Below are 24,042 nucleotides of genomic sequence, written 5' to 3'. Positions count from 1 at the left end.
ATGAAACGCCGTCACTTGTTTGGTGCCGCCGCTGCCCTGCTTGCAACACTCGGCCTAGCAGGCTGTAACGATGAGAAGAAAGTCGAATCCGCCGCGGAGCCGCAAGCGGCCGCCAGCGAAGCACCCAAGACTTACAACTGGAAGATGGTCACCGCCTGGCCAAAGAACTACCCGGGCCTGGGCACTGCCGCCGAGCGTCTGGCTGAGCGCGTCAGCACCATGAGCGACGGCCGGCTGACCATCAAGGTCTATGCCGCTGGCGAACTGGTTCCCGCTCTCGAAGTGTTCGACGCAGTCTCGCGCGGCACCGCCGAACTTGGCCACGGTGCCGCCTATTACTGGAAGGGCAAGGTGCCCACCGCGCAGTTCTTCACCTCGGTTCCCTTCGGTCTGTCGACCAGCGAGATGAACGCCTGGCTGACCCGCGGCGGCGGCCAGGAATTCTGGGACGAGGCCTACGCACCCTATGGCGTCAAACCGATGGTGGTGGGCAACACCGGCATGCAGATGGGCGGCTGGTACAACAAGGAAATCAACTCGCTGGCCGATCTCCAGGGTCTGAAAATCCGCATGCCAGGTTTAGGCGGCGAAGTGCTGAGCCGCCTCGGCGCGACCACGATCAACTTGCCCGGCGGCGAAGTTTTCACCGCTCTGCAGACCGGCGCCATCGATGCGTCCGACTGGGTCAGCCCCTACAACGACCTCGCCTTCGGCCTGCACAAGGCGGCGAAGTATTACTACTACCCCGGCTGGCAGGAACCTCAGGCCGTGCTGGAACTGCTGGTCAACCAGAAGGCCCTGGACAGCCTGCCGGACGACCTGCGCGCCATCCTCACCGAGGCCGCCCGCGCCGCCAGTCGCGACATGCTCGACGACTACGTCTACAACAACGCCATGGCCCTTGAGCAGCTCAAGCAGCAGGGCGCCGAGCTCAAGCGCTTCCCAGATGAAGTACTGGCGGCGATGCGCGAGCAGTCCGACGTGGTACTCGGCGAACTGGCCGCACAGAGCGAGCTGAATGGCCGCATCTGGGCCTCGATGAAAGCGTTCCAGGCCCAGGTCAAACCGATGCATGAGATCTCAGAGAAAGAGTTGTACAACTGGCGCTAGACCAGGAAACACGCCCGAAGCTTGCCGGCCGTTTGCCGGCAAGCGCAACGAAGCAAAAGCCGGAAACACTCTGCAGCTGGCGCGCGCGGGTCGGGCCGTGCAACATCACACCGTATTTTTCATCCAAACCGGGACTACCAAATGCAACGTGTGCTTAGCATCTTCATGGCGCTGTGTATCGGCCTGACTCTCAGTCTCGACGCCAACGCCAAGCGCTTCGGCGGCGGCAAGAGCTTCGGCTCGGCGCCCAGTCACCAAACCCGTCAGGCGCCACAACAGACCCAGGCTGCGCCGAATCAGGCTGGCCGTCAGACTCCGGCCGCCGCCAGCGGCGCCTCGCGCTGGCTCGGCCCGCTGGCCGGTCTCGCCGCCGGTGGTTTGCTCGCCTCCATGTTCATGGGCGGCGGCTTCGAAGGTATCCAATTCATGGATATCCTGATTTTCGGTCTGATCGCCTTCCTGCTGTTCCGCTTCCTCGCCGCACGGCGTCGCCAGCAGCAGCCGGCCGTCGCAGGACATGCACCGATGCAGCGCGAAATGCCGAAGCAACAGTCGATCTTCGGTGGCAGTGCCGCGCCGGCGGCCGCCGCGCCAGTTATCAACGCGCCGGCCTGGTTCAATGAGCAGAACTTCGTAGCCGCCGCCCGCGAGCATTTCATGTCGCTGCAGCAGCACTGGGATGCCAACGAGATGGACAAGATCGGCGAGTTCGTCACCCCGCAGCTGCATGAATTCCTCAAGCGGGAACGTGCCGAAATCGGCGACGCCTACCAGTCGACCTATATCGACGACCTGCAGATCCAGCTCGAAGGTGTGGATGACCAGGCCGAGAAGACCATCGCCACCCTGACCTTCGTCGGCGTATCGAAGGAGTCGCGCTTCGATCAGGGCGAACCCTTCAGCGAAAGCTGGCGCATGGAGCGCGCCCAGGGCGAAAACCAGCCATGGCTGGTCGCTGGTATCCGCCAGAACGCATAACCCCAGCGCTAAACCGAAACCCGGGCTTGCCCGGGTTTTTTATTGCCCGCGCCAGCCCCAACTGGCAGCGAAACCACTCCGGCGCAAGTGAAACCAAGCTGAACCCTACCCGGAATCAAGCGTCTATGCTTTTCGCGCAACCGCGCTGAATCGGGGAGTCCTGCGTGTCAGGCAGCATCGTCATAGGGTTAAGTGTCGCCGCTGCGATAGCGTGCAGCAGAACCGTCTCGGCAGCGTCTCACTGCCCGGCGGGTCCACCATGAACAGTGCCCGTCTGCCGTCTGTAGACCGCCTGCTACGCGCGCCAGCCTGCGCCCCGCTGCAGCAGCGCTATGGCCGTGAGGCGCTGCTCGGCACCCTGCGCGATCTGCTCGATGAATTGCGCGAACCCGCTCGGCATGGCCAGCTTGCTGCTCTGGAGCTGTCCGAAGCGGTGCTTGCCCGTCGCGCTGGCGAACGCCTGGCAAATCAGCATCGCAGCCGCGTGCAACGGCTGTTCAATCTCACCGGCACCGTGTTGCATACAAATCTCGGTCGCGCGTTGCTGCCAGACGAGGCCATCGAGGCGATCACCCGGGCGGCGCGCTACCCGATCAATCTCGAGTTCGATCTGGCCAGCGGCAAGCGGGGCGATCGCGACGACCTGATAGAAGGCCTGCTCCGCGAGCTGACTGGTGCTGAAGCGGTCACCGTGGTCAACAACAACGCGGCGGCCGTGCTGCTGGCATTGAACAGCCTGGGCGCACGCAAGGAAGGCATCATCTCCCGCGGTGAATTGATTGAAATCGGCGGTGCCTTTCGCATCCCCGACATCATGAGCCGTGCTGGCGTAAAGCTGCGCGAGGTGGGCACGACCAATCGGACCCACGCCCAGGATTACGAGAACGCCATCAACTCGCGCAGCGGTCTGCTGATGCGCGTGCACACCAGCAACTACAGCGTTCAGGGCTTCACCGCCAGCGTCACGACCGCTGAGCTGGCAGCCATCGCCCATGGCCATGATCTGCCGCTGCTCGAAGATTTGGGCAGCGGCAGCCTGGTGGACCTTTCGCGTTGGGGCCTGCCGCCGGAACCGACGGTGCAGCAGGCACTGCGCGACGGCGCCGATATTGTCACCTTCAGTGGCGACAAGCTGCTCGGCGGACCGCAGGCAGGGCTGATCGTCGGCCATCGCGAGCTGATTCAGAAGATCAAGAAGAATCCGCTCAAACGCGCGCTGCGTGTGGACAAACTGACCCTGGCGGCACTGGAAGCAGTGCTCAACCTCTACCGTGACCCGGATCGTCTGGCCGAGCGGCTGACCAGCCTGCGCCTGCTCAGCCGCCCGCAGCACGATATCCGTCAGCAGGCCAAGCGGATCGCGCCAGCACTCGCTGCTGTGCTTGGTGAAACTTGGCAGGTCGCTGTTACGGACGCGCTGGGCATGATTGGCAGCGGCGCGCAGCCGGTGGCCCGGCTACCTAGCGCCGCGTTGTGTATTCACCCGCGACAACCCAAGCGTCTGCGCAGCCGCAGTTTGCGCAACCTCGAAGAAGCACTGCGCTATCTGCCGATTCCGATACTTGGGCGTGTGTCCGAAGATGCGCTCTGGCTCGACTTGCGCCAGCTCGACGACGAGGCGGCTTTTCTCGAACAGTTGCCACATCTTCAGGAGCTCGGCATTTGATCATCGGCACCGCAGGTCACATCGACCACGGCAAGACCGCGCTGCTCAAGGCGCTTACCGGGCAGGAAGGCGACCGCCGCCGAGAGGAACGCCTGCGCGGCATCACCATTGACCTCGGTTATATCTATGCGCCACTCGGCGAGGCCGAACTGACCGGCTTCGTCGACGTGCCCGGCCATGAGCGTTTCGTGCACAACATGCTAGCCGGCGCTTGCGGCATCGACTGCATGTTGCTGGTGGTCGCTGCCGATGACGGCGTAATGCCGCAGACCCGTGAGCATCTTGCCATCGTCGAGCTGCTCGGGATTCGCCACGCGCTGGTGGCTCTGACCAAGATCGACAGGGCCGAACTCTCACGCGTGGACGAGGTGCGCCAACAAATCGAAACGCTGCTGGTCCCCGGAGCGCTGGCCGGCGCGCCGATATTCCCGGTCTCCAGCATCACTGGCGAAGGTATCGATACTCTGCGCGCTGCGCTGGTCGAGCAGGCTTCACTCATTCATGCGCGCAGCCGTGAGGGCTACTTCCGCCTGGCCATCGACCGTGCATTCAGCGTCACTGGCGCAGGCGTCGTAGTCACCGGCACCGCCTTTGCCGGCCATGCCCAGGTAGGCGATGAGCTGGTGCTCAGCCCCGGCGGCCGGACCGTCCGGGTACGCGGGCTGCATGCACAGAATCGCGAAGCCGGCGAGGCGCACGCGGGCCAACGGGTCGCGCTGAATCTTGCTGGGGATCGCCTGGCAGTGGAACATGTCCACCGCGGCGACTGGCTGGCGGAGCCGGCGCTGCAGGCATCCACCCGCCGCATCGACATTGAATTCACACTGCTGGCCAGCGAGGCTCGCGACCTCAAGCATTGGACTCCAGTCCACGTGCACTTGGGCGCTCAGGACGTCACCGGGCGCATTGCTCTGCTCGAAGGCGAACGCCTGGCGCCCGGTGGTCGCGTGCATGCGCAGTTACTGCTCAATGCGCCAACCCATGCGGTGCATGGCGATCGTGTGGTGCTGCGCGATCAGTCCGCCCAGCGCACCCTCGGCGGCGGTCGTGTACTCGACCCCTTCGCCCCGCCACGCAATCGGCACCGTCAGGCGCGTCTGGCCCAGCTCCGTGCACTGGGCGGTGAAACGCTTGAAGACATCCTGCCTGCGCTACTTCCCAGCGCCATCAATGGCCTGGAGCCGGCGCATCTGGAGCGTCAATTCAATCGCCCGCGACAGACCTGGCAGCTACCGGACGACGCAGTGGAGGTCGCGACGAGATTGGGCTTGCGGCTGTTCGACCGGGGCGTCTGGGATTACCTCGAACAAAGCCTGATGGCGGCACTGCAACGCTTTCATGAAGAGCAACCGGACGAAATCGGCCCGGACCGTGATCGCCTGCGCCGCTACGCCCTGCCCCAGCTGGAGCGCCCGGTCTTCATCGCGCTATTGGAGCAAACCTTGGCGGCCGGCACGCTGGAAGCCAGCGGCCCCTGGCTGCATCTTCCTGAGCACCGAGTACGATTGAGCGATGAAGAGGAAGCCTTGAAAACTCGGCTGTGGCCGCTGCTCGACTCGGCCCGTTTCAATCCGCCCTGGGTGCGCGATCTCGCCCGCGAAATTGACGTCGCAGAGGATCAGGTTCGCCATTTACTGCGCAAACTGGCGCGCATCGGAGCGCTGCAGCAGGTCGTCAAAGACCTGTTCTACCCCGACTCGACCATCCGCCAACTGGCCAATCAGATATTGCTGATGGAGCAGCAATCCGGGGTGATCCGCGCCGCCGCCTTCCGCGACCGGATTCAGCTCGGGCGTAAACGCAGCATTCAATTGCTGGAACACTTCGACCGCATCGGCCTTACCCGGCGCTTCGGCAACGAGCGCAAGGTCCGGCAGGACAGCGCCTTGGCCGCGGAGGTCGAACTCCGGTAGGCTGCTAACGTTATTTTTCTTACCCGTTGCTCAGCCCGTTCGGGGTGACTTCTGGAAGGCAATCGCACCCGGTGGTGCGGCCGGGCTTCAAACCCGGTTGGGGGCGGCAGCCGTCCCCGGGTGGGTTCGACTCCCACTGCCTTCCGCCATTTCCCGCTCTGAAAGCCCCGAACTACGTGGCCTTCAGCTACTCGACCGGAGCGACTTCGGCTTGGGTGTCGAAGAAGTGTCGAAAACTGGCGACTTCCTGTATTGGCAAGCGCATCATGCGGCTAGATATCACTTTGATATCACTCCGGGTATGCCAGCAAGAAGGAGCACCCAATGAAGAAGATTTCTGCCGTGATCATCGCTGCTTTGATTGCAGTAACGTCCGCATCTGCCTTTGCCCACAGTGGCGGTACAGATTCCAAAGGTTGCCATCGTAATCACAAGACCGGCGACTACCACTGCCACTAAGCATCGATGCCTGTGCCCCGTCTCGGCGGGGTTAGGCTTTGTCGCACGTATGCACAACGTAGAAGTGGCGAAAGCCGCGAAGCAGCCCGAGCTTGATGACGCCCTTCAGATAATCCGACGCCAGATGTGCGTAGCGCATGGTCATGTTCAGCGAGGCATGGCTGAGGACCTTTTGCAGGGTCAGGATGTTGCTGCCGTTCATCAAGAAATGGGACGCGAAGGTGTGCCGCAGCACATGCGTTTCTGCCCAGCCGGTAATGTGAGCCCTGACATGCTGACGGCGTAGTCGAAGCTGTCGCGGCAGTTGGTGAACAGTCCGTGCTCCTCGAAGTGCTGGTGGGTACGGTCATGCGCTTTCGCTCCGGGCACCGGGTCGGTGAATAACACGGTCGGATCTTCAAGACAGGTTTGGTCCTGGATCAAGGTCATCAGGGCACGGTCAGTCGGTGGCGTGCTGACCCAGGCGAGGTAGAGCGCGAGGCTGGCCAGCGCGAGCAGGTGGGAAGTTTGAGATCGGCGCGGCACGCGAGGACGATAACATCAAGGGCGCTGCCCTTGTCATCCCGCTCTTGCCGCTGAGGGCTCGGGAGTGTGGGGTGGAGAAGCTACTCCACACTCCCAGCGATAGGCTTTTCATAATCGTGCAGGATCAAGGGTGCGCTGCGCCCGTGCTTCCGTTCGACGGAACGGTGGAGCTGTTCCGACGAGCCGGGAGCGCGGCCCTTGCCTTGCGTGCTTAGGGAGGGCGATACGGCCCAGTCCGTTGCCGGAACCATGCCGGTCGCGGTGCCGCATCACCCTGATGGTGCAGATATCGGAGAAGTAGACTTCGTTCGGGTAGTCGAGCTGGCTGGAGACGTTCAGCCCCATGAAATAGGCCAGATCACAGAAGCCCTCCATCGGCAGCACAACGCCCAGGACATGCATGCACTGCCAGAAGGAATCGGGTTCATCGTCCCAGCGCAATTCCACCAGAACGGTTTGACCTACATAGGCCAGCGCGCTTTGCGCATCGAGCTCGATGCGTTGGCTAGACATGGCTGTAATCCCCTGGTTGAAACTCCGTCTTGCCCTTGAGCAAGTCATCACGCAGGCGGGCCAGATTGACCATGCGAAAGTCCGCCAGCTTCATGCTTGGGATGGCGCCGGAGCCTGCCCAGTTAATGGCCTCCTCAACCGATACGCCGCTCATCTCGGCAAGAGCACGCGCGTTGCTCAAGCTGATCGGCCCCAAGCGGGCGAGCGAACAAGGTGGTGATTACGAGCGCTGGCGGAACGTCAGCAAAGGCGCGGTGCGCGTAAGCGCAGACGAGATAGACGTACTGGTGAAAATCTATCCCCAATACGCCCTATGGCTAGCCAGCGGACAGATTGCCTCAGAGATCGGCCAGACCAGCCCGGCCTACGACGAGGCCAACCGAAACTTGAGCCGACCCAGCGCGGGATAGCAATCACACGGAAAGTAGCTAGGCGATGGTATGCCCGAGCGCAAGGGGCTAGGTGAAAGTAGCGGCTTTAGCCGTTTGAATTAAACCGTGCAGCGGACCGGCACGGCTTGAGTTTGATATAAGCGAGCAAATTTATGATGCGGGGATCCGACTTGGGAACTCATAAATAAACTTCAGCAGCATTTCCGAGAACGAAAGCAATTCTTCCGCATCGACACGCGTCATAAGCGCGATCTCATGATTCGCTTCGTTACCCTTTTTCCGGATGTGATCTACCCAACCTCTTCCATTTGGCGGGACGAATCCAGCTGACGCTAGGTGCTCAACATATACAACGAAGGATGCACCCTCCTTTGCCCCGTTGTTTACCGCAATGTTCATAAGTAGCTTTCGGCTCGCAAGAACCGCAGACGTAAAACAAGACGCAGCAACGCATTGCCGAGCCTCATCGTAGAGAGCTTCGATGTCTGGAGGAACGTTTGAGACTTGGGAGCCAGGAGCAACCCCGGGGTGCTGTTTATCATCACAGAAGTAGGTTGGCGAGCTGCAATGAGGGCATATATAGATCTTGCTGGAAATGACGGCCACACGGTTTTTAAGCCTAAGCTGTTTAAAACCGGTTGATCCAGCAACAGTGCTGGAACACCAGCCACACACGAACCGTTTTGACCCTATATCCGTCGCACTCTGCCAACTCATGCATACTCCTAACCTATGTCTAGACACTAACGATGCAAAAGACCGAACGGCAAGAACAAAGCTCTAGACTACCATCTACATAGACAGAATCTATATGCCGTGCAACCTCATATATCGAGTTATCTTAGGCTTAACGTGCGGAGAAATTTCAAAGCCATTTCTTATAGCTTCAAAAGTTTCCAGACTAACTGGGTCCCGATGCTGAATATCACCGATGGCAATATTATGCTCAATCCTTGGGACCTTGAGCACAACTGAGTGGCTATACATCACCCAGCTATCCATCCGCACGAAAGGGTGACACCCAGGCAAAAGGATGCACGATGGATCATGATACGAGCCAGGCTTAACTGAGGAGAGATTTACAACTAGAACGGAGTGGTCACCGACCTCATTGCAGTGAACGGGATCATTCATGACTACATGAAGGTGAGGATGAGGCCCAGTGTGAATTAAAAGCGTTCCTCGCCGAAAAACAATCCCTGGCATTAATACATCTCAGACAGCTTCAACCCTAATTGCTTGCGCAACTGCATTTGTCTCGTTTTTTCCTGAGCATCCTCATCCGAACAACCAAACGCTCTAAACGTTACTGTCTGGTCAATTGGAGTGCTTGAATTTCCAGGATTTACCCACTCAGGCAGATCGTGCGTGTAATCCACCAAATCCCACCGTCTTTTCCTACCATGCTCTTGGAAAACATGCTCGAGTATCGACAAATCAGAAAGGGAAAGTTCGTCTAACTCCTCCAGATTCTCAATAGGTTTCATCAGCCAGACTTCATTGTTGGAAATCGGGCTAATGAGTTCACTCCAAGCTCTGTGCTCGATGAAACCGTTCATCAAATTGAGCGTGGAAGAAAGAACCGGACCATTTCTCATATTGCATTGAAAATCGTCCGACATAGGCACGTCGAAACGGGCCATGCTTTCGCGGTCGGCCAGGTACATGAGCTTCATGAGCTTCATGTGAGACATCGGGCCTTGACGGCGAGCCAAAAAGAAAGCCGCAATTTGGGCAACTTTTTGTTCACTGAAAATCACAGTAGGTACCTCTCACTGCCCATTCCGTAGGCAAGGATGTGTAGCAAAAAAAGCCAGCGGATTATGGGCTTGACAAATCATTAGTCAAGCGAAATCGCCGAACGGTTCAATACGCACTGTACATCTATACAGATATCGCGCGCTACCACCTCTACCTTCTCTTGTAGCACGTGGACAGCCAAATGACAGCCGCCAGAGATGAAATGTCGAAAAAGTGTCGAATACAATGCGGGCCAGAGCAGGAATATGCAGCCGCGCCGGGTCGGCAGGCCTAGCAAAGCCGAAGACTGCTGGTCACTGCAGCCCCAAAAAATGAGTTCGACTCCCACTGCCTTCCGCCATTCTTAGCCTGGTGAAGCCATCGCCGCCAGCTATTCGGCCTGTCAGATTGCAATCACACTCGTTGCGACCGGCAAGTATTCGTCAACACCTCCGCTGCTTTATTAGCGCAATGCAGAAAATCTATCAGCGCCTTTAGGGCAGCCTCGTCATTCTGAACTAGCCTTTCTCCGATGGTAGAAAGGAGAACGAGCATGTTGGCAACATTGCTTCCGGCCCTGCGAAACTTGGCGCTGCCGCTGCGGCTGCAGCTCTGGGATGGCAAACAGTTCGATATCGGCCCGTCACCCAAGGTGACGCTGGCGATCAACGACCCAGACCTCATCACGCAACTGTCGCACCCCAGTCTGGACCTGCTTGGCAGCGCCTATGTCGAGGGGAAGGTCGATCTGCATGGGCCGCTTGAAGAAATCATCCGCATCGGCGATGAAATGAGTCGGGCGCTGGGCAATGACAATGCCGCGCCGCCGACTCGCAAGGCGCATGACAAGGCCACCGACGCCGAGGCCATTTCCTACCACTACGATCTGTCCAACGATTTTTACCAACTCTGGCTCGACCGCGACATGGTCTACTCCTGCGGCTACTTCGAGACCGGCACGGAGGACCTCGACCAAGCCCAGCAGGCCAAGCTGCGTCACTTGTGCCGCAAGTTACGTCTGAAACCCGGCGACCGTATGCTGGATGTCGGCTGCGGCTGGGGCGGACTAACGCGGTTTGCCGCCCGCGAATTCGGTGCCGAGGTGCTAGGCATTACACTCAGTCGCGAGCAGTTGAAGCTGGGCCGCGAACGCGTCGCTGCCGAAGGCCTGGAGGGTCAGGTTCAGCTGGAACTGATGGATTACCGCGATCTACCCAAGGACAGCCAGTTCGACAAGGTGGTCAGCGTCGGTATGTTCGAGCACGTCGGCCATGCCAACCTGCCGCTGTACTGCAAGCAGCTATCAAACGTGGTGCGCCCGGGCGGGCTGGTGCTCAACCACGGCATTACCGCGCGGCATGTCGACAGCCGGCCAGTGGGCCATGGCGCCGGTGAGTTCATCGACCGTTACGTATTCCCCCACGGCGAGCTGCCGCATCTGGTGAAAATCAGTTCGTGCATCAGCGAGTCGGGGCTGGAAATCGTCGATGTGGAAAGTTTGCGTCTGCACTATGCGCGCACGCTGCAGTTCTGGAGCGAACGGCTGGAGGCGAACCTGGCCGAGGCCCAGCGAATGGTTCCGGAGCGCGCGTTGCGCATCTGGCGGCTTTATCTCGCGGGCTGCGCCTATGGCTTTCGCCGCAACTGGATCAACCTGCACCAGATCCTGGCGAGCAAGCCGCTGGCCGATGGTTCCCATGAGCTGCCCTGGAGCCGCGCCGACCTGTACCGATAGCAACGCTCTTCCCGGCCGCCAAGGTCGCCCTGGCGGCCCGAATCGCCAATCAACGCAACAGCAGCAGCGGGGTCGTAGTCGTGCGAATCATATTGGTCGTGGTGCTGCCGACCAGGAACTGGCGGATCCGCGAATGGCCATACGCCCCCATTACCAACAGACCAAAGCCGTGCTCGGCTTGGTAGGCATGCAGGGCGCGTTCGACTTCACCGGCGCGAATGGCGATGTGGACCTCGAAACCGGCCGCAGCCAGCGCATCGCGGGCAGATTCCAGCGGCGCGCGACTATCGGCGGTGTCCACGCCCACCATTACCAGATGAACTGGGATGCCCTTGAACAGCGGACTGGCCGCAAGCATTTCCACGCCCTTGATGGTCGTCGCGCTGCCGTCGAATGCCAGCATCACGCTGGTCGGCACACTGAAGCTGGCCGGGGTTACCAGAATCGGCCGATGCAGAGTACGGACAACGCTTTCCAGCTGGCTGCCAATCATTTGGATGTCCGCACCGCTATCCTCGCCCTGCTTGCCGATGACCAGCAGCCGCGTATCAGCTTCCAGGTCACGCAGGCTTTCCACTAGATCGCCGTGGCGCTGACGGATTTCCGGTTGTCCTACACCCGCAGTGATCACGCGCTGCTTGGCGGAATCGAGCATCATCCGTCCCTCTTCCAGGGCCAGTTTGCTGCGTTTCTCGTCCAGAGCAGCGAGCTCTTCCAGAAGATACTCGCGGCTGCCCAGGCCGATGATGCCGCTGAGATTGCCTGCTACCGGATACTGTTGCTGATCGAGCACGTGCAACAGCGTCAAGGGAGCATCCATTTGCAGGCTGGCCCAGGCCGCGCAATCGCAAACTGCCGCAGCCGAGGGTGAACCGTCGATACAAGCCATTACTTGGTTCATTGTCGTTCTCCTGGTCAATGGCTCATGAGCGTGTCGATGGCCTCGGGTTTGTCATGCACACCGAAGCGGTCAACGATGGTTGCACTGGCTTCGTTCAGACCCAGCACTTCGACGTCAGTGCCTTCACGCCGGAACTTGATCACCACTTTGTCCAGCGCCGCTACCGCCGTGATATCCCAGAAATGCGCATGGCTGAGATCGATGGTCACCCGGGCGAGGGCTTCCTTGAAGTCGAACGCCGCGGTGAATTTGTCCGACGAGCTGAAGAACACCTGGCCGACCACCTTATAGGTGCGCTGGCTGCCTTCGGCGTCCAGCTCCGAGCCGATATGCAGGTAGTGGCCGATCTTGTTGGCGAAGAACATCGCCGCCAGCAGCACCCCAGCGAGTACGCCGTAGGCCAGATTGTGGGTGAACACGACCACCACCACGGTCACCACCATGACGATGTTGGTCGACAGCGGATAGTGCCGGAGATTGCGTACCGAATCCCAGCTGAAGGTGCCGATCGATACCATGATCATCACCGCGACCAAGGCCGCCATGGGAATCTGCCTGACCCAATCGCTGAGGAATACCACCAGCAACAACAACACCGAGCCGGCAATCAGGGTCGATAGACGCGTACGCCCACCGGACTTCACGTTGATCACCGACTGGCCGATCATGGCGCAACCGGCCATGCCGCCGAACAGGCTGGAGACGATATTGGCCACGCCCTGGCCCTTGCACTCACGGTTCTTGTCGCTGCTGGTGTCGGTCAGATCATCGACGATGGTCGCCGTCATCAGCGATTCCAGTAGCCCGACCACGGCCAATGCAGCCGAATACGGAAAGATGATCGCCAGGGTTTCGAAGGTCAGCGGCACCTCGGGCCAGAGAAAGATCGGCAGCGTATCGGGCAAGTCGCCCATGTCGCCGACGGTGCGGATATCCAGGCCGAGATACATCGCCACCGCGGTCAGGCTGAGGATGCACACCAGCGGCGAAGGGATGACCTTGCCGAACTTCGGTACGTAGGGAAACAGATAGATGATCCCAAGCCCCGCCGCGGTCATGGCGTAGACGTGCCAAGTGACGTTGGTCAGCTCGGGCAATTGCGCCATGAAGATCAGGATCGCCAGCGCATTGACGAAGCCGGTGACCACCGAGCGCGAGACGAAGCGCATCAGCGAGCCCAGGCGCAGGTAACCGGCACCGATCTGCAACACGCCGCAGAGCAGCGAAGCCGCCAGCAGGTATTGCAGGCCGTGATCGCGCACCAGGGTCACCATCAGCAGCGCCATGGCGCCAGTAGCGGCGGAAATCATGCCGGGGCGACCACCCACGAAAGCGATCACCACGGCGATACAGAAGGACGCGTAAAGACCAACCCGCGGATCGACCCCGGCGATGATGGAGAAGGCGATCGCCTCTGGAATCAGCGCCAGGGCAACGACGAGCCCGGCGAGCACGTCGCCACGAATGTTGCAGAACCAGTTTTGTTTAATCGAACGGAGCATCGGGAATATCCAAAGCAAAAGCACCATCGGCAAACCGGACACGGTACGCAGGCTGATACAGACTAGTGTTTTAAATTCGAGTATTGCTGCAATCCACGCGAATGAAAGCGCGGTGCACGAGAACGCCCATGACAGGCGGTCGTGATCAAGCGAGGGGGCGTTGCGCTATGGCGGACTAGGCAGCCAGATCATGGTGTTCAGCCACTCTGCATGGGTTTCGCAAGCTCGACGGCTCTGCGGGGCCGCGCAGGATAGCGCAACAGCACCGCTGGCGCGACCTGCAGGCAGAGTCGCGCTGCGCCGAAATCTGGAAAACCGGACGCTTTGCCTTACTATGCGCCATCGCTATTTCGAGCCCGCCATGCCTGCCTTCTACAACCGCCACCGCGTCGTCCTGATCGTCCTGCTGATCCTTGCCGGCCTGCTGCTGAGCATGTACTGGGCCGGGCGCATCGCCGAACAGCGCGCCTGGGATGAACGTAGCCAGGAGGCGCGCGGTCAGCTGGAACTGTACGCTCAGGCCATCCATACGCAGGTCGAGCGTTTCCGTTCGGTGCCGGCCTTACTGGCACTGGACAGCGATATCCAGCGCCTGCTGACCAATCCCGGCGACCAACCCCTGCGTGAGCAACTCAATCTACGCCTGGAACAGCAGAATCAGGCGGCTGGCTCTTCCGTCCTTTACCTGCTCGATCGCAACGGCGAGACCCTTGCCGCCAGCAACTGGCGTGAATGGACCAGTTTCGTTGGCAATAATTACGCCTTCCGACCGTATTTCCTTGATGCAGTGGCAAACGATTCAGGCCGCTATTTCGCCGTCGGCGTGACCACTGGCATCCCCGGCTATTTTCTTTCCAGTTCTGTGAAGGATGCCGCTGGCCGGGTAATCGGCGTACTGGTGGTCAAGCTCGAACTGGAAGATATGCAGCGCGAATGGGTTGGGCAGACGGGGATCCTGCTGATTTCCGATTCGCTGGATATCGTCATCCTTACCAACCGCCCCGCTTGGCGCTTCCGCTATCTGCGCCCGCTCAGCGATGAGGTGCGCAGCCGGCTGGTCGCCGCGCGCCGCTATGCCGAGCAAACCCTGCAGCCGCTGCCAAGCAGGAGCCTGCAGCGCATCGCCGAGGACAGCGAACGGCGCCAGGTGGACGGCCCGGACGGCCGCCACAACTACCTCTGGCAGCGCCTGGAACTGCCGGAAGAAAAGTGGACGCTGCACCTGTTACAGGAGCCGCAATTGATTGCCGCCAACGTGCGCAGCTATCGCCTGGCCGCCGCCGGCGTCTGGATGACCCTCGCCTTCCTGCTGCTCTATCTGGCCCAACGCCGCATGACTCGCCGGGTCGAGCAACGTAGTCGCAGCGAGCTGGAGCGTCTGGTGGAAGTGCGCACCCGCGAGCTGAGTACCGCTCAGGACGAATTGGTGCATGCCGCGCGCATGGCGGCGCTGGGGCAGATGTCCGCCGCCCTCGCCCACGAGATCAACCAGCCGCTGACTGCCCTGCGCATGCAGCTGGCCAGCCAGCGCCTGCTGCTCGATAACGGCCGCACCGACGCCGTGCGCGAAGGCCTCGGCCAGGTCGAGGGCCTGCTTGAACGCATGGCGGCGCTGACCAGCCATCTGAAAACTTTCGCCCGTAAGAGCCCCGCCGGGTTGCGCCAGCGCCTGAGCTTGGCCGATGTTCTGGAGCAGGCGCTGCAGTTACTTGGCCCGCGCATTCGCAGCGACGGCGTCGAGGTGCTGCGCCAGGTTCCGGCCGATGCAGGGGTCAGCGGCGATGCGATCCGCCTGGAACAGGTATTGATCAATCTGCTGACCAACGCGCTCGATGCCATGTCAGATACCGAACGACGACAGCTCCGCATCGACTGTCATCGTGATCGCAATGACTGGGTGCTGAGCGTCGCCGACAGCGGCGGCGGCATCGCCAGCGAACATCTTGATCAGGTCTTCGAGCCCTTTTTCACCACCAAACCGGTCGGCCAGGGCCTGGGGCTCGGATTGGCGGTTTCCTACGGTATCGTGCGCGATCTCGGCGGCAATCTGGAGGCGCACAACGATGCGCTCGGCGCGGTGTTCGAACTGAAACTACCGGCAGCCGAGTAGACTGGGCATCTGTAGGAAGGAGCGAATATGAGCGGCCAGGTGATTTTCATCGATGATGAGGCGGCGATCCGCCAGGCGGTGCAGCAATGGCTGGAGCTGTCCGGCTTTGCCGTGCGTACCTGCGCCAGTGCGCATGAGGCGCTGCGGTTGGTCGATCGGGATTTCTCCGGTGTGCTGATCAGCGACGTGCGCATGCCCGACCTCGACGGCCTTGGCTTGCTGGAACGGCTGGTGGCACTGGACCCGGAGCTGCCGGTGATCATGGTTACCGGCCACGGCGACGTACCGATGGCTGTGCAGGCGCTGCACCAGGGCGCCTATGACTTCATCGAGAAACCCTTTACCCCGGAACGCCTGCTAGACAGCGTGCGCCGCGCCCAGGACAAGCGCCGGCTGGTCTGTGAAAACCGTCAGCTGCGCGAGCAATTCACCCGCAAGGGGCGCATCGAGTCGATGCTGCTGGGCGTCTCGCGTGTGATGGAAAATCTCAGGCGCCAAGTGCTGGAACTGGCCGGCACCGACGTCAACGTGCTGATCCGCGGCGATACCGGCAGCGGCAAGGAGCAAGTGGCGCGCTGTCTTCATGATTTCAGCCCGCGCGCGAGCCATTCATTCGTTGCGCTGAACTGCGCCGCCATTCCTGAAACCATCTTCGAGAGCGAGCTGTTCGGCCACGAAAGCGGCGCCTTTACCGGCGCTCAGGGCAAACGCATCGGTCGCATCGAGCATGCCGCCGGTGGCACGCTGTTTCTCGACGAGATTGAAAGCATGCCCTTGGCGCAGCAGGTCAAACTGTTGCGCGTGTTGCAGGAAAAGTCCCTCGAGCGGCTCGGCTCCAATCGCAGCATCGAGGTGGATTTACGCGTGATCAGCGCGGCCAAGCCCGACCTGCTGGAAGAAGTACGTGGCGGACGCTTCCGCGAGGATTTGCTGTATCGCCTGAACGTCGCCGAACTGCGCATTCCGCCACTGCGCGAGCGCCGCGAAGACATCCCGCTGCTATTCGAACACTTCTCCACCCAGGCGGCGCGACGTCATGGGCGCGAGGCGCCGCCGGCCAGCCCAGGCGAACTGGCGCAGCTACTGAGCCACGATTGGCCGGGCAACGTACGCGAACTGATCAACGCCGCCGAGCGCCATGCGCTGGGCCTGACGCCACCGCCTTCCACGAGCGCTACCGCCACTGCCATGTCCGGCACTTCGCTGGCCGAGCAGATGGAAGCCTTCGAAGCGCAATGCCTGCACAGCGCGTTGCTGCAGACCAAAGGCAACATTGCCGAGGTCATGGCGCAATTGCAGCTGCCGCGCCGCACGCTCAACGAGAAGATGCAGCGCCACGGATTGAGTCGCAGCGATTACCTACCGGCGGGCAGCAGCGACGGTTAAAGACGCCGTGGCATGCATGTTTCGCTGTACGAGCGAGCTTGCTCGCGAACGCGTCTCTCCCGCCTCAGGTAACGACACGGTGGGCTGAAGCCCACCCTACAGGACTGGCCGGGTGGCGCTCCGATTCAGCCCGCCAGAGCTCGGCGCCATTTTGTAGGGTGGGCCGGGCGGCGCTCCGCTTCAGCCCACCAGAGTGCGGTGACGCGGCATGGACGAAATGCCAGTAAAAAGCGGTGCCAGGGCAGTTGGTGGGCGGACGCTCACCGTCGGGACTTTTGGTGTTCCTATGCGAGAACGAGGGAACCATCAGCAGAGCGATACCGATATCCGCCCCTCAATCAGCCTCGCCCAACTCGCTCAGCCGTTGCTGCAGAAAGCGTTTCTCCGGCTCCAGCCGCGTCAGTTGCAGGGCGGTTCGGTAGGCACTACGGGCATCGTCGATACGACCCAGGCGGCGGCAGAAGTCGGCGCGGGCCGAGTGTAGCAAGTGGTAATCCTGCAACTCGCCGCGCGTCAGCAAGCCTTCGATCAGCAGCAATCCGGCATCAGGACCGTCGCGCATAGCCATGGCCACGGCGCGGTTCAGCTCGATCACGGGCGATGGGCTGACCCGCAGCAACACGTCATAGAGCCCGACGATCTGTGCCCAGTCGGTCTGCGCGGCACTGGGCGCCTCGGCATGCACGGCAACGATGGCCGCTTGCAGGGTGTAGGGGCCGAAACGTCGTGATGCCAGCGCACGCTGCACCAGCGTCGAGCCTTCGGCAATCTGGGTCTGATCCCATAAATCGCGGTCCTGCTCGTCGAGGCGAACCAGTTCGCCCGTGCCATCGGTGCGTGCCGCGCGGCGTGAGTCATGCAGCAGCATCAGCGCCAGCAGGCCCATCAGCTCCGGGTCCGGCAGCAGTTCGAGCAACAGCCGTCCCAGCCGGATCGCTTCGGCGCTGAGATCGGCACGGATCAGTTCGGTGCCACTGGACGCCGAGTAGCCCTCGTTGAACACCAGGTAGATCACTCGCAAGACGTTATCCAGCCGCGCTGGTAGTTCATCACGGGCGGGCACGCGATACGGAATCGCCGCATCGCGAATCTTCTGTTTGGCACGGACGATGCGCTGGGCAATGGTGCTCGGCGAGGCGAGAAAAGCGCGGGCGATTTCCTCGGTCTTCAGGTCGCAGACCTCGCGCAAGGTCAGCGCCACCTGCGCATCGGCCGGTAATGCCGGGTGACAGCAGGTGAAGATCAACCGCAGCCTGTCGTCCTCCAGGTCCTCACGCTCCCAGTCCGGTTCATCGCCGTCATCCAGCTGATCGGCCAACAGGTTCAGCGAGGCATTGAAGCGGGCCCGTCGGCGCAGGCCATCGATGGCCTTGAAACGTCCAGCCGACACCAACCAGGCCCGCGGACTGGCTGGCAAGCCGTCGCGCGGCCACTGCTGCACCGCAGCGATAAAGGCATCCTGCAGCGCCTCTTCGGCCAGATCGAAGTCACCCAGCAGACGGATCAGGGTCGCCAGCACCCGCCGCGATTCGTTGCGGTAGATGGCCTCGATATCCGTCTTGGTCGGTTTCCCGCTGCCGGGTATGACGATCAATGGCCGGTCTCGGCGGATCAACGATCAGGCAGCTGGCGCAATGGGCGGACCTCGATGCTGCCCAGATAGGCCGGCGGGATTTTCGACGCCAGCCGCACCGCCTCGTCGAAATCCTGCGCCTCCAGCAGATAGAAGCCTGCCAGCTGCTCGCGGGTTTCGGCGAAAGGTCCGTCGATGACCGAAACCGAGCCCTCGCGCACTCGCACAGTCTTGGCCGTGCGCACCGACTGCAGCGGCTCGCCAGCGATGAAGTGGCCGCTTTCACGCAGCCGTTCGCCGTTGGCAATGCACTTATCCACCAATGCGGCCCATTCATCATCGGTCATCGCATCCACTCGCTGCTCGTCGTAGTAGACGAGGCAAAGGTATTTCATCGGTCTTCTCCAATCACATCAGCGCCGACAACAACGTTAGCAGTTGGCGGCGAAAGCGAGCGTCTTTGCGACGCGCCAGCGGCGTAGCATCTGTGCTCTTTAGCGGTCAGGGTTCGAGCCCGAAGGATACCTCGCCGCTGGCCATATCGAACGGCATCGAGAAGTGCTCATGGACGACCTTCCAATCGCCGTCCTGCCGACGCCAGCAACGCGTGCCGCGCATCCAGGCCGACTGCATTTCACCTTTCTCGTTGGTTCCGCCGCAGTGGCTCAGTAGATGGCTATAAGCCAGATCGCCGCTGGTTCTGACGGCCAGCTCGTTCACCTTGAAGTGCCCCTCGCCCTGGCAGAATTCGAAACACTTCTGCCAATGCTGGCGGTAGGCTTCGACGCCCTTGAATTGCAAGGGACCCACCGCGTCGAAGGCCAGTACGTCGGCGGCGTACTGGGACATGATGCGGTCGAGATCCTTGACCCCGATCGCGCGTTCCCATTCCTCGGTGAGCTGGCGGATGCGGGTTTCGTCGTTCTGGTTTTCAGTTGCGTTGTTCATGCTAGTACCTGTTGGTTGATGGGCTCTTGGCTGGTTTGGCTGGTTTCGCGGCACCGCCAGGTCAGGGTGGTGCGCGCGGGTGCAGGGCGCGCACTTCAACGCAACCCAGCCGTCCCGGCGGAATGTGCGAAGCCAGCCGGATCGCATCGTTGAGGTCGAGCGCCTCGAGCAGATAGAACGCGGCGGGTTGCTCACAACTGTCGAGCACCGGCCCGTCGCGCAAAGAAAGGCTGCTGCCCTGCAACCGCAGCGTGGTGGTACTCAGAACCGGTTGCAGCGCTTCGCCAATGATCAGCTGGCCGCTGCGCTGTAGGCGCTCGCGATATTCGCGGCATTCGGCGTCCAACGCGTCCAACGCCGCAGGCGGCAGGCCCGCCAGGGCATTCTCATCCAGGTAGACCAGGCACAGATAACGCATCGCTGCGTCCTCGACGGCGGTTGCTGTTACCTAATGGTCGAAGCGAAAAAGGAAAAATCGACAACGCCGGCAAATCTTTTTCGGATGCAGTGCTCAAACGCCAGTCCAGGGACTTAAACCACTTCACTCAGCGAGACAGGAGCGAGCCATGGCCGGTCCACGGCGCGATCTGCTATTTCATCTGTTACATAACGGCCGCCTCGGCCTTGCCGCGGCCTTCTTGGCATTCAGCACAGCGGGAGCGGCGGCGCCCATGTACCAAGTTCTCATCGGCAGCTATACCAGCGCAGCCAACAACGAAGGCATCTACCGCCTGCAGTTCGATGCCGAGCGCGGCTACATCGACCCCCAACCGTTGCAGGTTGTGCGCACCCACAACCCGTCCTGGCTGGCACTGGACCTGAACCGCAACCGGCTTTACGCGGCGAACGAAAACGGGCCGGGGCAACCCGATCCGGTGGGGCGTGTCAGCGCTTTCATCATGGCGCCGGCAAGCGGGCAACTGTCGCCGCTGGCCCAGCAGATCACCCTCGGCGACGAGCCCACGCACCTGAGCCAGAGCCGCGACGGCCGCTACCTGTTCGTCTCCAACTACGGCTCCAACGCCAATCCTGGCGGCAGCCTGGCCGTGATTCCCTTGGCGGAGGACGGCACGCTCTCACCGGTCACTCAGATCGCCACGCACAAGGCGAGCGAAGCGCATCCCGAGCGCCAGCAATCGGCGCATGTGCACTCGGCGGTACTGTCGCCGAACGGAAAGAGGCTTTTCGTCAGCGATCTGGGTGCGGACAAGATCTTCGTCTATCGCTACGACCCGGCCAACGCCGAGCGACCCCTGTCACCGGCTGAGCCAGCCTTCATCAGCCTGCCGGCCGGCAGCGGACCGCGACATTTGACGTTCAGCCCAGACGGCAGCCAGGCCTACGCGACCCTGGAGCTCAGCGCTCAGGTCGCACGGTTCGATCACGTCGACGGCAGCCTGGTCCAGCGTCAGTTGGTCGATCTGGCCGAGGGCGGCGACACCACTGCGCACTCGCCGGGTGCCATTCACCTCTCGCACGATGGGCGTTTCCTCTACGTCAGCGATCGCGCCGAGACGAACCGCATCGTGGTGTTTGCCATCGAGAACAACGACAACCTTCGCGAAATCCAACAGCGCGACAGCGAAGGCCGCGAGCCACGGGAATTCACCATCGACCCGAGCGGCCGTTTCATGATCATCGCCAATCAGAAGAGTGACGCGCTGGTGGTGCTGCAGCGCGACCCGAACAGCGGGTTGCTCGGCGACACGCTGCAAACACTACCGATCAGGCGGCCTTCGGACGTCAAGTTCATCGATCGCTCCGGCCGTTGACCGCCGCGCCCGCTCAGAGAGCGTCGGCCAGAAACACCAGCGAGCGACCATGCGCCAGCGCTGCGGCGGGCTGGTTGTACATGGGCCGCTCCCAGCAATTGAAGCCGTGGTCGACGCCGGGGTAGGTCTCGATTTGCGCTTGGCCGACCTGAGCCATCTTTTGCTCGACGGCAGCCACCGCGTCGGAAGAGATGTAATGGTCTTCTTCGGCGAAGTGGAACAAGGTCGGACATGTGATCCGCTCGGCCTGGTCTAGCCGCGTCTCGATGCTGCCAGGGTAGTAACAAATTGCGGCATCCACGCCGGCGTTAGCCGCGGCCAGAAACGACAGCAGGCCACCCATGCAATAGCCCAGCGAGGCCACGCGCCCGTTGCATTCGTCACGCCTGCGCAGGGTATCGGCGGTCCGGCGTAGATCATCGATGGCCATGTCGAAATCGAGCGTCTTCATCAGCTCGAACGCGCGCTCCCAATCGGCTTCGCCGTAACCGAGCTGCACCCCCGGCTCGCTGCGCCAGAACAGATCCGGCGCCAGCACCACGTAGCCATCCAGTGCGTACTGGTCGGCCACGGCCTGGATGTGATCGTTGACGCCGAAGATTTCCTGAATCAGGACGATGCCGGGGCCGTGTCCGGCCGGTGGCAGGGCTAGGTAGCCCTTGAACGTATTACCGTCCTGCGCAGGTATGTCGATCCACTGTGAAGTCATGCTCGTCTCCCTTGGTTGCGGTGTTTGCAATTCACGGGACGCCGACGCCACAAGACGCCGACGCAAGGAGTTGCGACAGAAGCGAGCAGCCGGAGTTCATGCCGGTAAAGCTTCAAGCATTCGACCAGAGGGTTCATTCCGACTGGTCGATGCGTTCATCGATTATTGAAAGATCGCTAGCAACCTGAACCCAGCCGCTAGGACGAGCAACAGTTGCGCACGGTTCGCGTGCTGCTTCTAGCGTTCGGGCTTTCGTTGCCGGCGCTGCTTCAGCGCATCTTCTTCGCTGACCTCGTCAGCCATGCCCGGCGGTACGTTGTAGGCGCCGCCCGGCACGTCGTTGCGATCACCGCCGGCGGCTTCGCCATTGCTGGTGCCTCTGGCGCGGTCGGCGCGGTCGGCGCGCTCGTCGTTACGGTCGTTGATGTTTTCCTGGTTCTCGCTGCCTCGCTCACGCTGGTTCATGTGGCCTCCACTTGTTCGCCAACGGACACCAACGGCGCCCTTCTAGCTAGGAAGACCACCAGCCGTAGAAGTTGCACCCAAGATCGCCTCATGGATGACCGGCCATTCGGCAGAAACGCTGAACTTATCCCCGCCAGACACGGCCAAAAAACTATCTGGGGAACTCCCCAACTGCCGCCGTGTGTGATTTATGCAATTGACTCGAAGCCTGCCCGTAGACGCCATGCCCGTTGCACCCGAGACAACGGCACCCTCCAAGGAACTCTATTTCGCCCTCCTCGATACGCCGATCAGCGAAACCGTCCGAGCCAGCGCGGCCGACTATCTCAATAGCCAGCTGGAAGGAGCGGCGGCGCTGTCTTGCGATCTGCCGCAGGACCCAGCCGGGCTCGGCGAATGGCTCGACGGGCATACCGCCAAAATCGGCGGCCAGTACCAAACCTATCTCAACGAGCGCCGCGCCGGTGCGCCGCGTCGGTATTTTTCCAGCAAGGCCCATGCGCTGCATTTTTTGCAGGGCGTAGCGCCGACCAAGCTGGTCGACGGCGCCTGGCTCTATGGCCTGTTGCAGCGCTGGGATGACGCGCGCTTTACCGCGCTGATCCAAACCTACCTGGAAGAGCTTGGCGAAGGTCAGCCGGAAAAAAATCATGTCGTGCTCTACCGCAAGCTGCTCGCCAGCCAGGGCTGCGACGATTGGCAGAACCTCGATGACGAAAACTTCGTCCAAGGCGCGATACAGCTGGCGTTGGCCGAGCATGCCGAGCAATTCCTGCCCGAGGTGATCGGCTTCAATCTGGGTTACGAACAATTGCCGCTGCACCTGCTGATCAGTGCTTACGAGCTGACCGAGCTGGGCATCGACCCCTACTACTTCACCCTGCACGTCACGGTCGACAATGCCGACAACGGCCATGCGAAAAAGGCCGTTCAGGGCTTGCTGGCCGCCTGGCCGCAGGTCGGCGACAGCCAGGAATTCTATCGACGGGTCATCAACGGTTATCGCCTGAACGATCTGGGCGCCAGCACCCTTTCGGTGATCGCCAGCTTCGATCCCGAACAAGAGATATTGAGGGTGCTGGAAAAGAAGGCCGCGGTCGGCCAGTTCGTGCATTCGGACTATTGCCGCTTCGACGGCCGCACCGTGAACCAATGGCTGGCAGAACCGGAACTGATTCCTCAGTTTCTCGACACCCTGCAGCGACGCAACTGGATCAAGCGTCACCAGGATCCACAGGAAAGCCGCTTCTGGCAGTTGATCACGGGCGAACAGGCGCCGATGTTCGGTGTATTCAGCGCTCACGAGCAACAGCTGATACACGACTGGATCGCCGGCGACTGGCTGGCCGAGCAAGCGCCGACACGCGGCAAGCCACATCCGTCGCTGGCACAGCGCCAAGTACCATTCAACGGCCGTCGCCGAGCATTCGCGCAGCCGGCCAAGCCTGCGTTGGTGCAGTCGCAGGGCCAGCCAGTCAGCGATTTCGATCAGGAAGCCCAGTTGCTCGAACAGCAACTGGCGCAGCTGCCGACCCGCGAGGCGCGCATGCACCATTTGCTGCCGCTCCTGGCACCGACCCGTCATCACAGCGCCGCTGGACTGCTGGCGACGCGCATCTTCACTGGACTGTTCAACTGAAGGCGA

24 protein-coding genes, 1 tRNA gene and 1 pseudogene are annotated in these 24,042 nt (G+C 61.4%); 12 read left to right on the top strand and 14 right to left on the bottom strand.

The window, feature by feature from the left end; all coding sequences use genetic code 11:
* The 6 genes from AC2LD7_RS01835 (at window position 1) to AC2LD7_RS01810 (ending at window position 6,126) form a co-directional block, all read left to right on the top strand.
* A complete protein-coding gene (locus AC2LD7_RS01835) occupies window positions 1-1,110 on the top strand; it encodes a TRAP transporter substrate-binding protein (protein WP_484596152.1) in 1,110 nt (369 codons plus the stop codon).
* 141 nt (window positions 1,111-1,251) lie between these two features.
* Window positions 1,252-2,088 carry a Tim44 domain-containing protein gene (locus AC2LD7_RS01830; protein WP_484596151.1) on the top strand — a complete coding sequence of 279 codons (837 nt, stop codon included), beginning with the start codon at window positions 1,252-1,254 and terminating at the stop codon, window positions 2,086-2,088.
* Window positions 2,089-2,347: 259 nt separating this feature from the next.
* Entirely contained in the window at window positions 2,348-3,754 is a 1,407-nt protein-coding gene (gene selA / locus AC2LD7_RS01825) for an L-seryl-tRNA(Sec) selenium transferase (protein WP_484596150.1), read from the top strand.
* Complete coding sequence (gene selB, locus AC2LD7_RS01820; RefSeq protein ID WP_484596149.1) at window positions 3,751-5,667, top strand: selenocysteine-specific translation elongation factor; 1,917 nt, start codon at window positions 3,751-3,753, stop codon at window positions 5,665-5,667. Before selA ends, selB begins: the two co-directional genes overlap by 4 nt.
* Before the next feature lie 53 nt (window positions 5,668-5,720).
* Window positions 5,721-5,816, top strand: a tRNA-Sec gene (locus AC2LD7_RS01815).
* A gap of 175 nt (window positions 5,817-5,991) precedes the next feature.
* The gene (locus tag AC2LD7_RS01810; RefSeq protein ID WP_102851770.1) at window positions 5,992-6,126 is read left to right on the top strand and encodes a YHYH domain-containing protein; all 135 of its coding nucleotides are present in this window, start codon (window positions 5,992-5,994) and stop codon (window positions 6,124-6,126) included.
* 31 nt (window positions 6,127-6,157) lie between these two features.
* Here the strand turns inward: AC2LD7_RS01810 and AC2LD7_RS01805 are convergent, their stop codons facing one another.
* The 4 genes and pseudogenes from AC2LD7_RS01805 to AC2LD7_RS01790 all read right to left on the bottom strand — a co-directional run bounded on the left by AC2LD7_RS01805 (window position 6,158) and on the right by AC2LD7_RS01790 (window position 7,345).
* Window positions 6,158-6,361, bottom strand: a complete 204-nt coding sequence (locus AC2LD7_RS01805; RefSeq protein WP_484596148.1) for a tyrosine-type recombinase/integrase — start codon at window positions 6,359-6,361, stop codon at window positions 6,158-6,160.
* Window positions 6,328-6,651 carry a hypothetical protein gene (locus AC2LD7_RS01800; protein WP_484596147.1) on the bottom strand — a complete coding sequence of 108 codons (324 nt, stop codon included), beginning with the start codon at window positions 6,649-6,651 and terminating at the stop codon, window positions 6,328-6,330. The genes AC2LD7_RS01805 and AC2LD7_RS01800 overlap by 34 nt, the downstream gene beginning before the upstream one ends.
* Window positions 6,652-6,775: 124 nt before the next feature.
* A pseudogene (locus tag AC2LD7_RS01795) lies at window positions 6,776-7,164 on the bottom strand (hypothetical protein).
* Window positions 7,157-7,345 carry a hypothetical protein gene (locus AC2LD7_RS01790; protein WP_484596146.1) on the bottom strand — a complete coding sequence of 63 codons (189 nt, stop codon included), beginning with the start codon at window positions 7,343-7,345 and terminating at the stop codon, window positions 7,157-7,159. The pseudogene AC2LD7_RS01795 and the gene AC2LD7_RS01790 overlap by 8 nt, the downstream one beginning before the upstream one ends.
* Here AC2LD7_RS01790 and AC2LD7_RS01785 point away from each other — a divergent pair.
* Window positions 7,338-7,574, top strand: a complete 237-nt coding sequence (locus tag AC2LD7_RS01785; protein WP_484596145.1) for a DNA-binding protein — start codon at window positions 7,338-7,340, stop codon at window positions 7,572-7,574. The genes AC2LD7_RS01790 and AC2LD7_RS01785 overlap by 8 nt on opposite strands.
* A gap of 132 nt (window positions 7,575-7,706) precedes the next feature.
* On the opposite strand, the gene AC2LD7_RS01780 is transcribed toward AC2LD7_RS01785, so the two are convergent.
* Window positions 7,707-8,273, bottom strand: coding sequence for a DUF4145 domain-containing protein (locus tag AC2LD7_RS01780; protein ID WP_484596144.1), 567 nt, complete (start codon window positions 8,271-8,273; stop codon window positions 7,707-7,709).
* A 488-nt stretch (window positions 8,274-8,761) separates the two neighbouring features.
* Window positions 8,762-9,316 (bottom strand): Panacea domain-containing protein, encoded by a 555-nt coding sequence (locus AC2LD7_RS01775; protein ID WP_484596143.1) that lies wholly within the window; start codon window positions 9,314-9,316, stop codon window positions 8,762-8,764.
* Window positions 9,317-9,849: 533 nt separating this feature from the next.
* On the opposite strand from AC2LD7_RS01775, the gene cfaB reads away from it, so the two are divergent.
* A complete protein-coding gene (cfaB, locus tag AC2LD7_RS01770) occupies window positions 9,850-11,031 on the top strand; it encodes a C17 cyclopropane fatty acid synthase CfaB (RefSeq protein WP_484596142.1) in 1,182 nt (393 codons plus the stop codon).
* 49 nt (window positions 11,032-11,080) lie between these two features.
* Here cfaB and AC2LD7_RS01765 read toward each other — a convergent pair whose 3' ends face one another.
* Both AC2LD7_RS01765 and AC2LD7_RS01760 read right to left on the bottom strand, forming a co-directional pair.
* Window positions 11,081-11,932, bottom strand: a complete 852-nt coding sequence (locus AC2LD7_RS01765; protein ID WP_484596141.1) for a universal stress protein — start codon at window positions 11,930-11,932, stop codon at window positions 11,081-11,083.
* A 14-nt stretch (window positions 11,933-11,946) separates the two neighbouring features.
* Complete coding sequence (locus tag AC2LD7_RS01760; protein WP_484596140.1) at window positions 11,947-13,434, bottom strand: SulP family inorganic anion transporter; 1,488 nt, start codon at window positions 13,432-13,434, stop codon at window positions 11,947-11,949.
* 361 nt (window positions 13,435-13,795) lie between these two features.
* Between AC2LD7_RS01760 and AC2LD7_RS01755 the strand changes: the two genes are divergently transcribed.
* Together AC2LD7_RS01755 and AC2LD7_RS01750 are read left to right on the top strand one after the other, a co-directional pair.
* Window positions 13,796-15,544, top strand: coding sequence for a sensor histidine kinase (locus AC2LD7_RS01755; RefSeq protein ID WP_484596139.1), 1,749 nt, complete (start codon window positions 13,796-13,798; stop codon window positions 15,542-15,544).
* Window positions 15,545-15,571: 27 nt separating this feature from the next.
* A complete protein-coding gene (locus AC2LD7_RS01750) occupies window positions 15,572-16,930 on the top strand; it encodes a sigma-54-dependent transcriptional regulator (protein WP_484596138.1) in 1,359 nt (452 codons plus the stop codon).
* A gap of 334 nt (window positions 16,931-17,264) precedes the next feature.
* Here AC2LD7_RS01750 and AC2LD7_RS01745 read toward each other — a convergent pair whose 3' ends face one another.
* The 4 genes from AC2LD7_RS01745 to AC2LD7_RS01730 form a co-directional block, all read right to left on the bottom strand.
* Window positions 17,265-18,515 carry an RNA polymerase sigma factor gene (locus AC2LD7_RS01745; RefSeq protein WP_484596248.1) on the bottom strand — a complete coding sequence of 417 codons (1,251 nt, stop codon included), beginning with the start codon at window positions 18,513-18,515 and terminating at the stop codon, window positions 17,265-17,267.
* 26 nt (window positions 18,516-18,541) lie between these two features.
* Window positions 18,542-18,898 (bottom strand): YciI family protein, encoded by a 357-nt coding sequence (locus tag AC2LD7_RS01740; RefSeq protein WP_484596137.1) that lies wholly within the window; start codon window positions 18,896-18,898, stop codon window positions 18,542-18,544.
* Between the two features lie 106 nt (window positions 18,899-19,004).
* Complete coding sequence (locus tag AC2LD7_RS01735) at window positions 19,005-19,451, bottom strand: YybH family protein (protein ID WP_484596136.1); 447 nt, start codon at window positions 19,449-19,451, stop codon at window positions 19,005-19,007.
* A 61-nt stretch (window positions 19,452-19,512) separates the two neighbouring features.
* The gene (locus AC2LD7_RS01730; RefSeq protein ID WP_484596135.1) at window positions 19,513-19,869 is read right to left on the bottom strand and encodes a YciI family protein; all 357 of its coding nucleotides are present in this window, start codon (window positions 19,867-19,869) and stop codon (window positions 19,513-19,515) included.
* Window positions 19,870-20,017: 148 nt separating this feature from the next.
* On the opposite strand from AC2LD7_RS01730, the gene AC2LD7_RS01725 reads away from it, so the two are divergent.
* Complete coding sequence (locus tag AC2LD7_RS01725; protein ID WP_484596134.1) at window positions 20,018-21,223, top strand: lactonase family protein; 1,206 nt, start codon at window positions 20,018-20,020, stop codon at window positions 21,221-21,223.
* Between the two features lie 13 nt (window positions 21,224-21,236).
* Here the strand turns inward: AC2LD7_RS01725 and AC2LD7_RS01720 are convergent, their stop codons facing one another.
* Both AC2LD7_RS01720 and AC2LD7_RS01715 read right to left on the bottom strand, forming a co-directional pair.
* Window positions 21,237-21,932 carry a dienelactone hydrolase family protein gene (locus AC2LD7_RS01720; protein ID WP_484596133.1) on the bottom strand — a complete coding sequence of 232 codons (696 nt, stop codon included), beginning with the start codon at window positions 21,930-21,932 and terminating at the stop codon, window positions 21,237-21,239.
* 237 nt (window positions 21,933-22,169) lie between these two features.
* A complete protein-coding gene (locus AC2LD7_RS01715; protein WP_484596132.1) occupies window positions 22,170-22,397 on the bottom strand; it encodes a hypothetical protein in 228 nt (75 codons plus the stop codon).
* A 190-nt stretch (window positions 22,398-22,587) separates the two neighbouring features.
* Between AC2LD7_RS01715 and AC2LD7_RS01710 the strand changes: the two genes are divergently transcribed.
* On the top strand, window positions 22,588-24,036 hold the full coding sequence (locus tag AC2LD7_RS01710; RefSeq protein ID WP_484596131.1) for an iron-containing redox enzyme family protein: 1,449 nt from the start codon (window positions 22,588-22,590) through the stop codon (window positions 24,034-24,036).
* Window positions 24,037-24,042 lie beyond the last annotated feature (6 nt).

Source organism: Stutzerimonas sp., assembly GCF_982611455.1.
Note: the sequence above shows the minus strand (reverse complement) of the source record. Positions and strands in the feature narration are given on the sequence as shown.

Coding starts and splice junctions, on each gene's coding strand:
- AC2LD7_RS01835 (WP_484596152.1), top strand. CDS start 1: ATGAAACGCCGTCACTTGTTTGGTGCCGCCGCTGCCCTGCTTGCAACA.
- AC2LD7_RS01830 (WP_484596151.1), top strand. CDS start 1,252: ATGCAACGTGTGCTTAGCATCTTCATGGCGCTGTGTATCGGCCTGACT.
- selA (WP_484596150.1), top strand. CDS start 2,348: ATGAACAGTGCCCGTCTGCCGTCTGTAGACCGCCTGCTACGCGCGCCA.
- AC2LD7_RS01810 (WP_102851770.1), top strand. CDS start 5,992: ATGAAGAAGATTTCTGCCGTGATCATCGCTGCTTTGATTGCAGTAACG.
- AC2LD7_RS01780 (WP_484596144.1), bottom strand. CDS start 8,273: ATGAGTTGGCAGAGTGCGACGGATATAGGGTCAAAACGGTTCGTGTGT.
- cfaB (WP_484596142.1), top strand. CDS start 9,850: ATGTTGGCAACATTGCTTCCGGCCCTGCGAAACTTGGCGCTGCCGCTG.
- AC2LD7_RS01765 (WP_484596141.1), bottom strand. CDS start 11,932: ATGAACCAAGTAATGGCTTGTATCGACGGTTCACCCTCGGCTGCGGCA.
- AC2LD7_RS01760 (WP_484596140.1), bottom strand. CDS start 13,434: ATGCTCCGTTCGATTAAACAAAACTGGTTCTGCAACATTCGTGGCGAC.
- AC2LD7_RS01755 (WP_484596139.1), top strand. CDS start 13,796: ATGCCTGCCTTCTACAACCGCCACCGCGTCGTCCTGATCGTCCTGCTG.
- AC2LD7_RS01750 (WP_484596138.1), top strand. CDS start 15,572: ATGAGCGGCCAGGTGATTTTCATCGATGATGAGGCGGCGATCCGCCAG.
- AC2LD7_RS01740 (WP_484596137.1), bottom strand. CDS start 18,898: ATGAAATACCTTTGCCTCGTCTACTACGACGAGCAGCGAGTGGATGCG.
- AC2LD7_RS01735 (WP_484596136.1), bottom strand. CDS start 19,451: ATGAACAACGCAACTGAAAACCAGAACGACGAAACCCGCATCCGCCAG.
- AC2LD7_RS01730 (WP_484596135.1), bottom strand. CDS start 19,869: ATGCGTTATCTGTGCCTGGTCTACCTGGATGAGAATGCCCTGGCGGGC.
- AC2LD7_RS01725 (WP_484596134.1), top strand. CDS start 20,018: ATGGCCGGTCCACGGCGCGATCTGCTATTTCATCTGTTACATAACGGC.
- AC2LD7_RS01720 (WP_484596133.1), bottom strand. CDS start 21,932: ATGACTTCACAGTGGATCGACATACCTGCGCAGGACGGTAATACGTTC.
- AC2LD7_RS01715 (WP_484596132.1), bottom strand. CDS start 22,397: ATGAACCAGCGTGAGCGAGGCAGCGAGAACCAGGAAAACATCAACGAC.
- AC2LD7_RS01710 (WP_484596131.1), top strand. CDS start 22,588: ATGCAATTGACTCGAAGCCTGCCCGTAGACGCCATGCCCGTTGCACCC.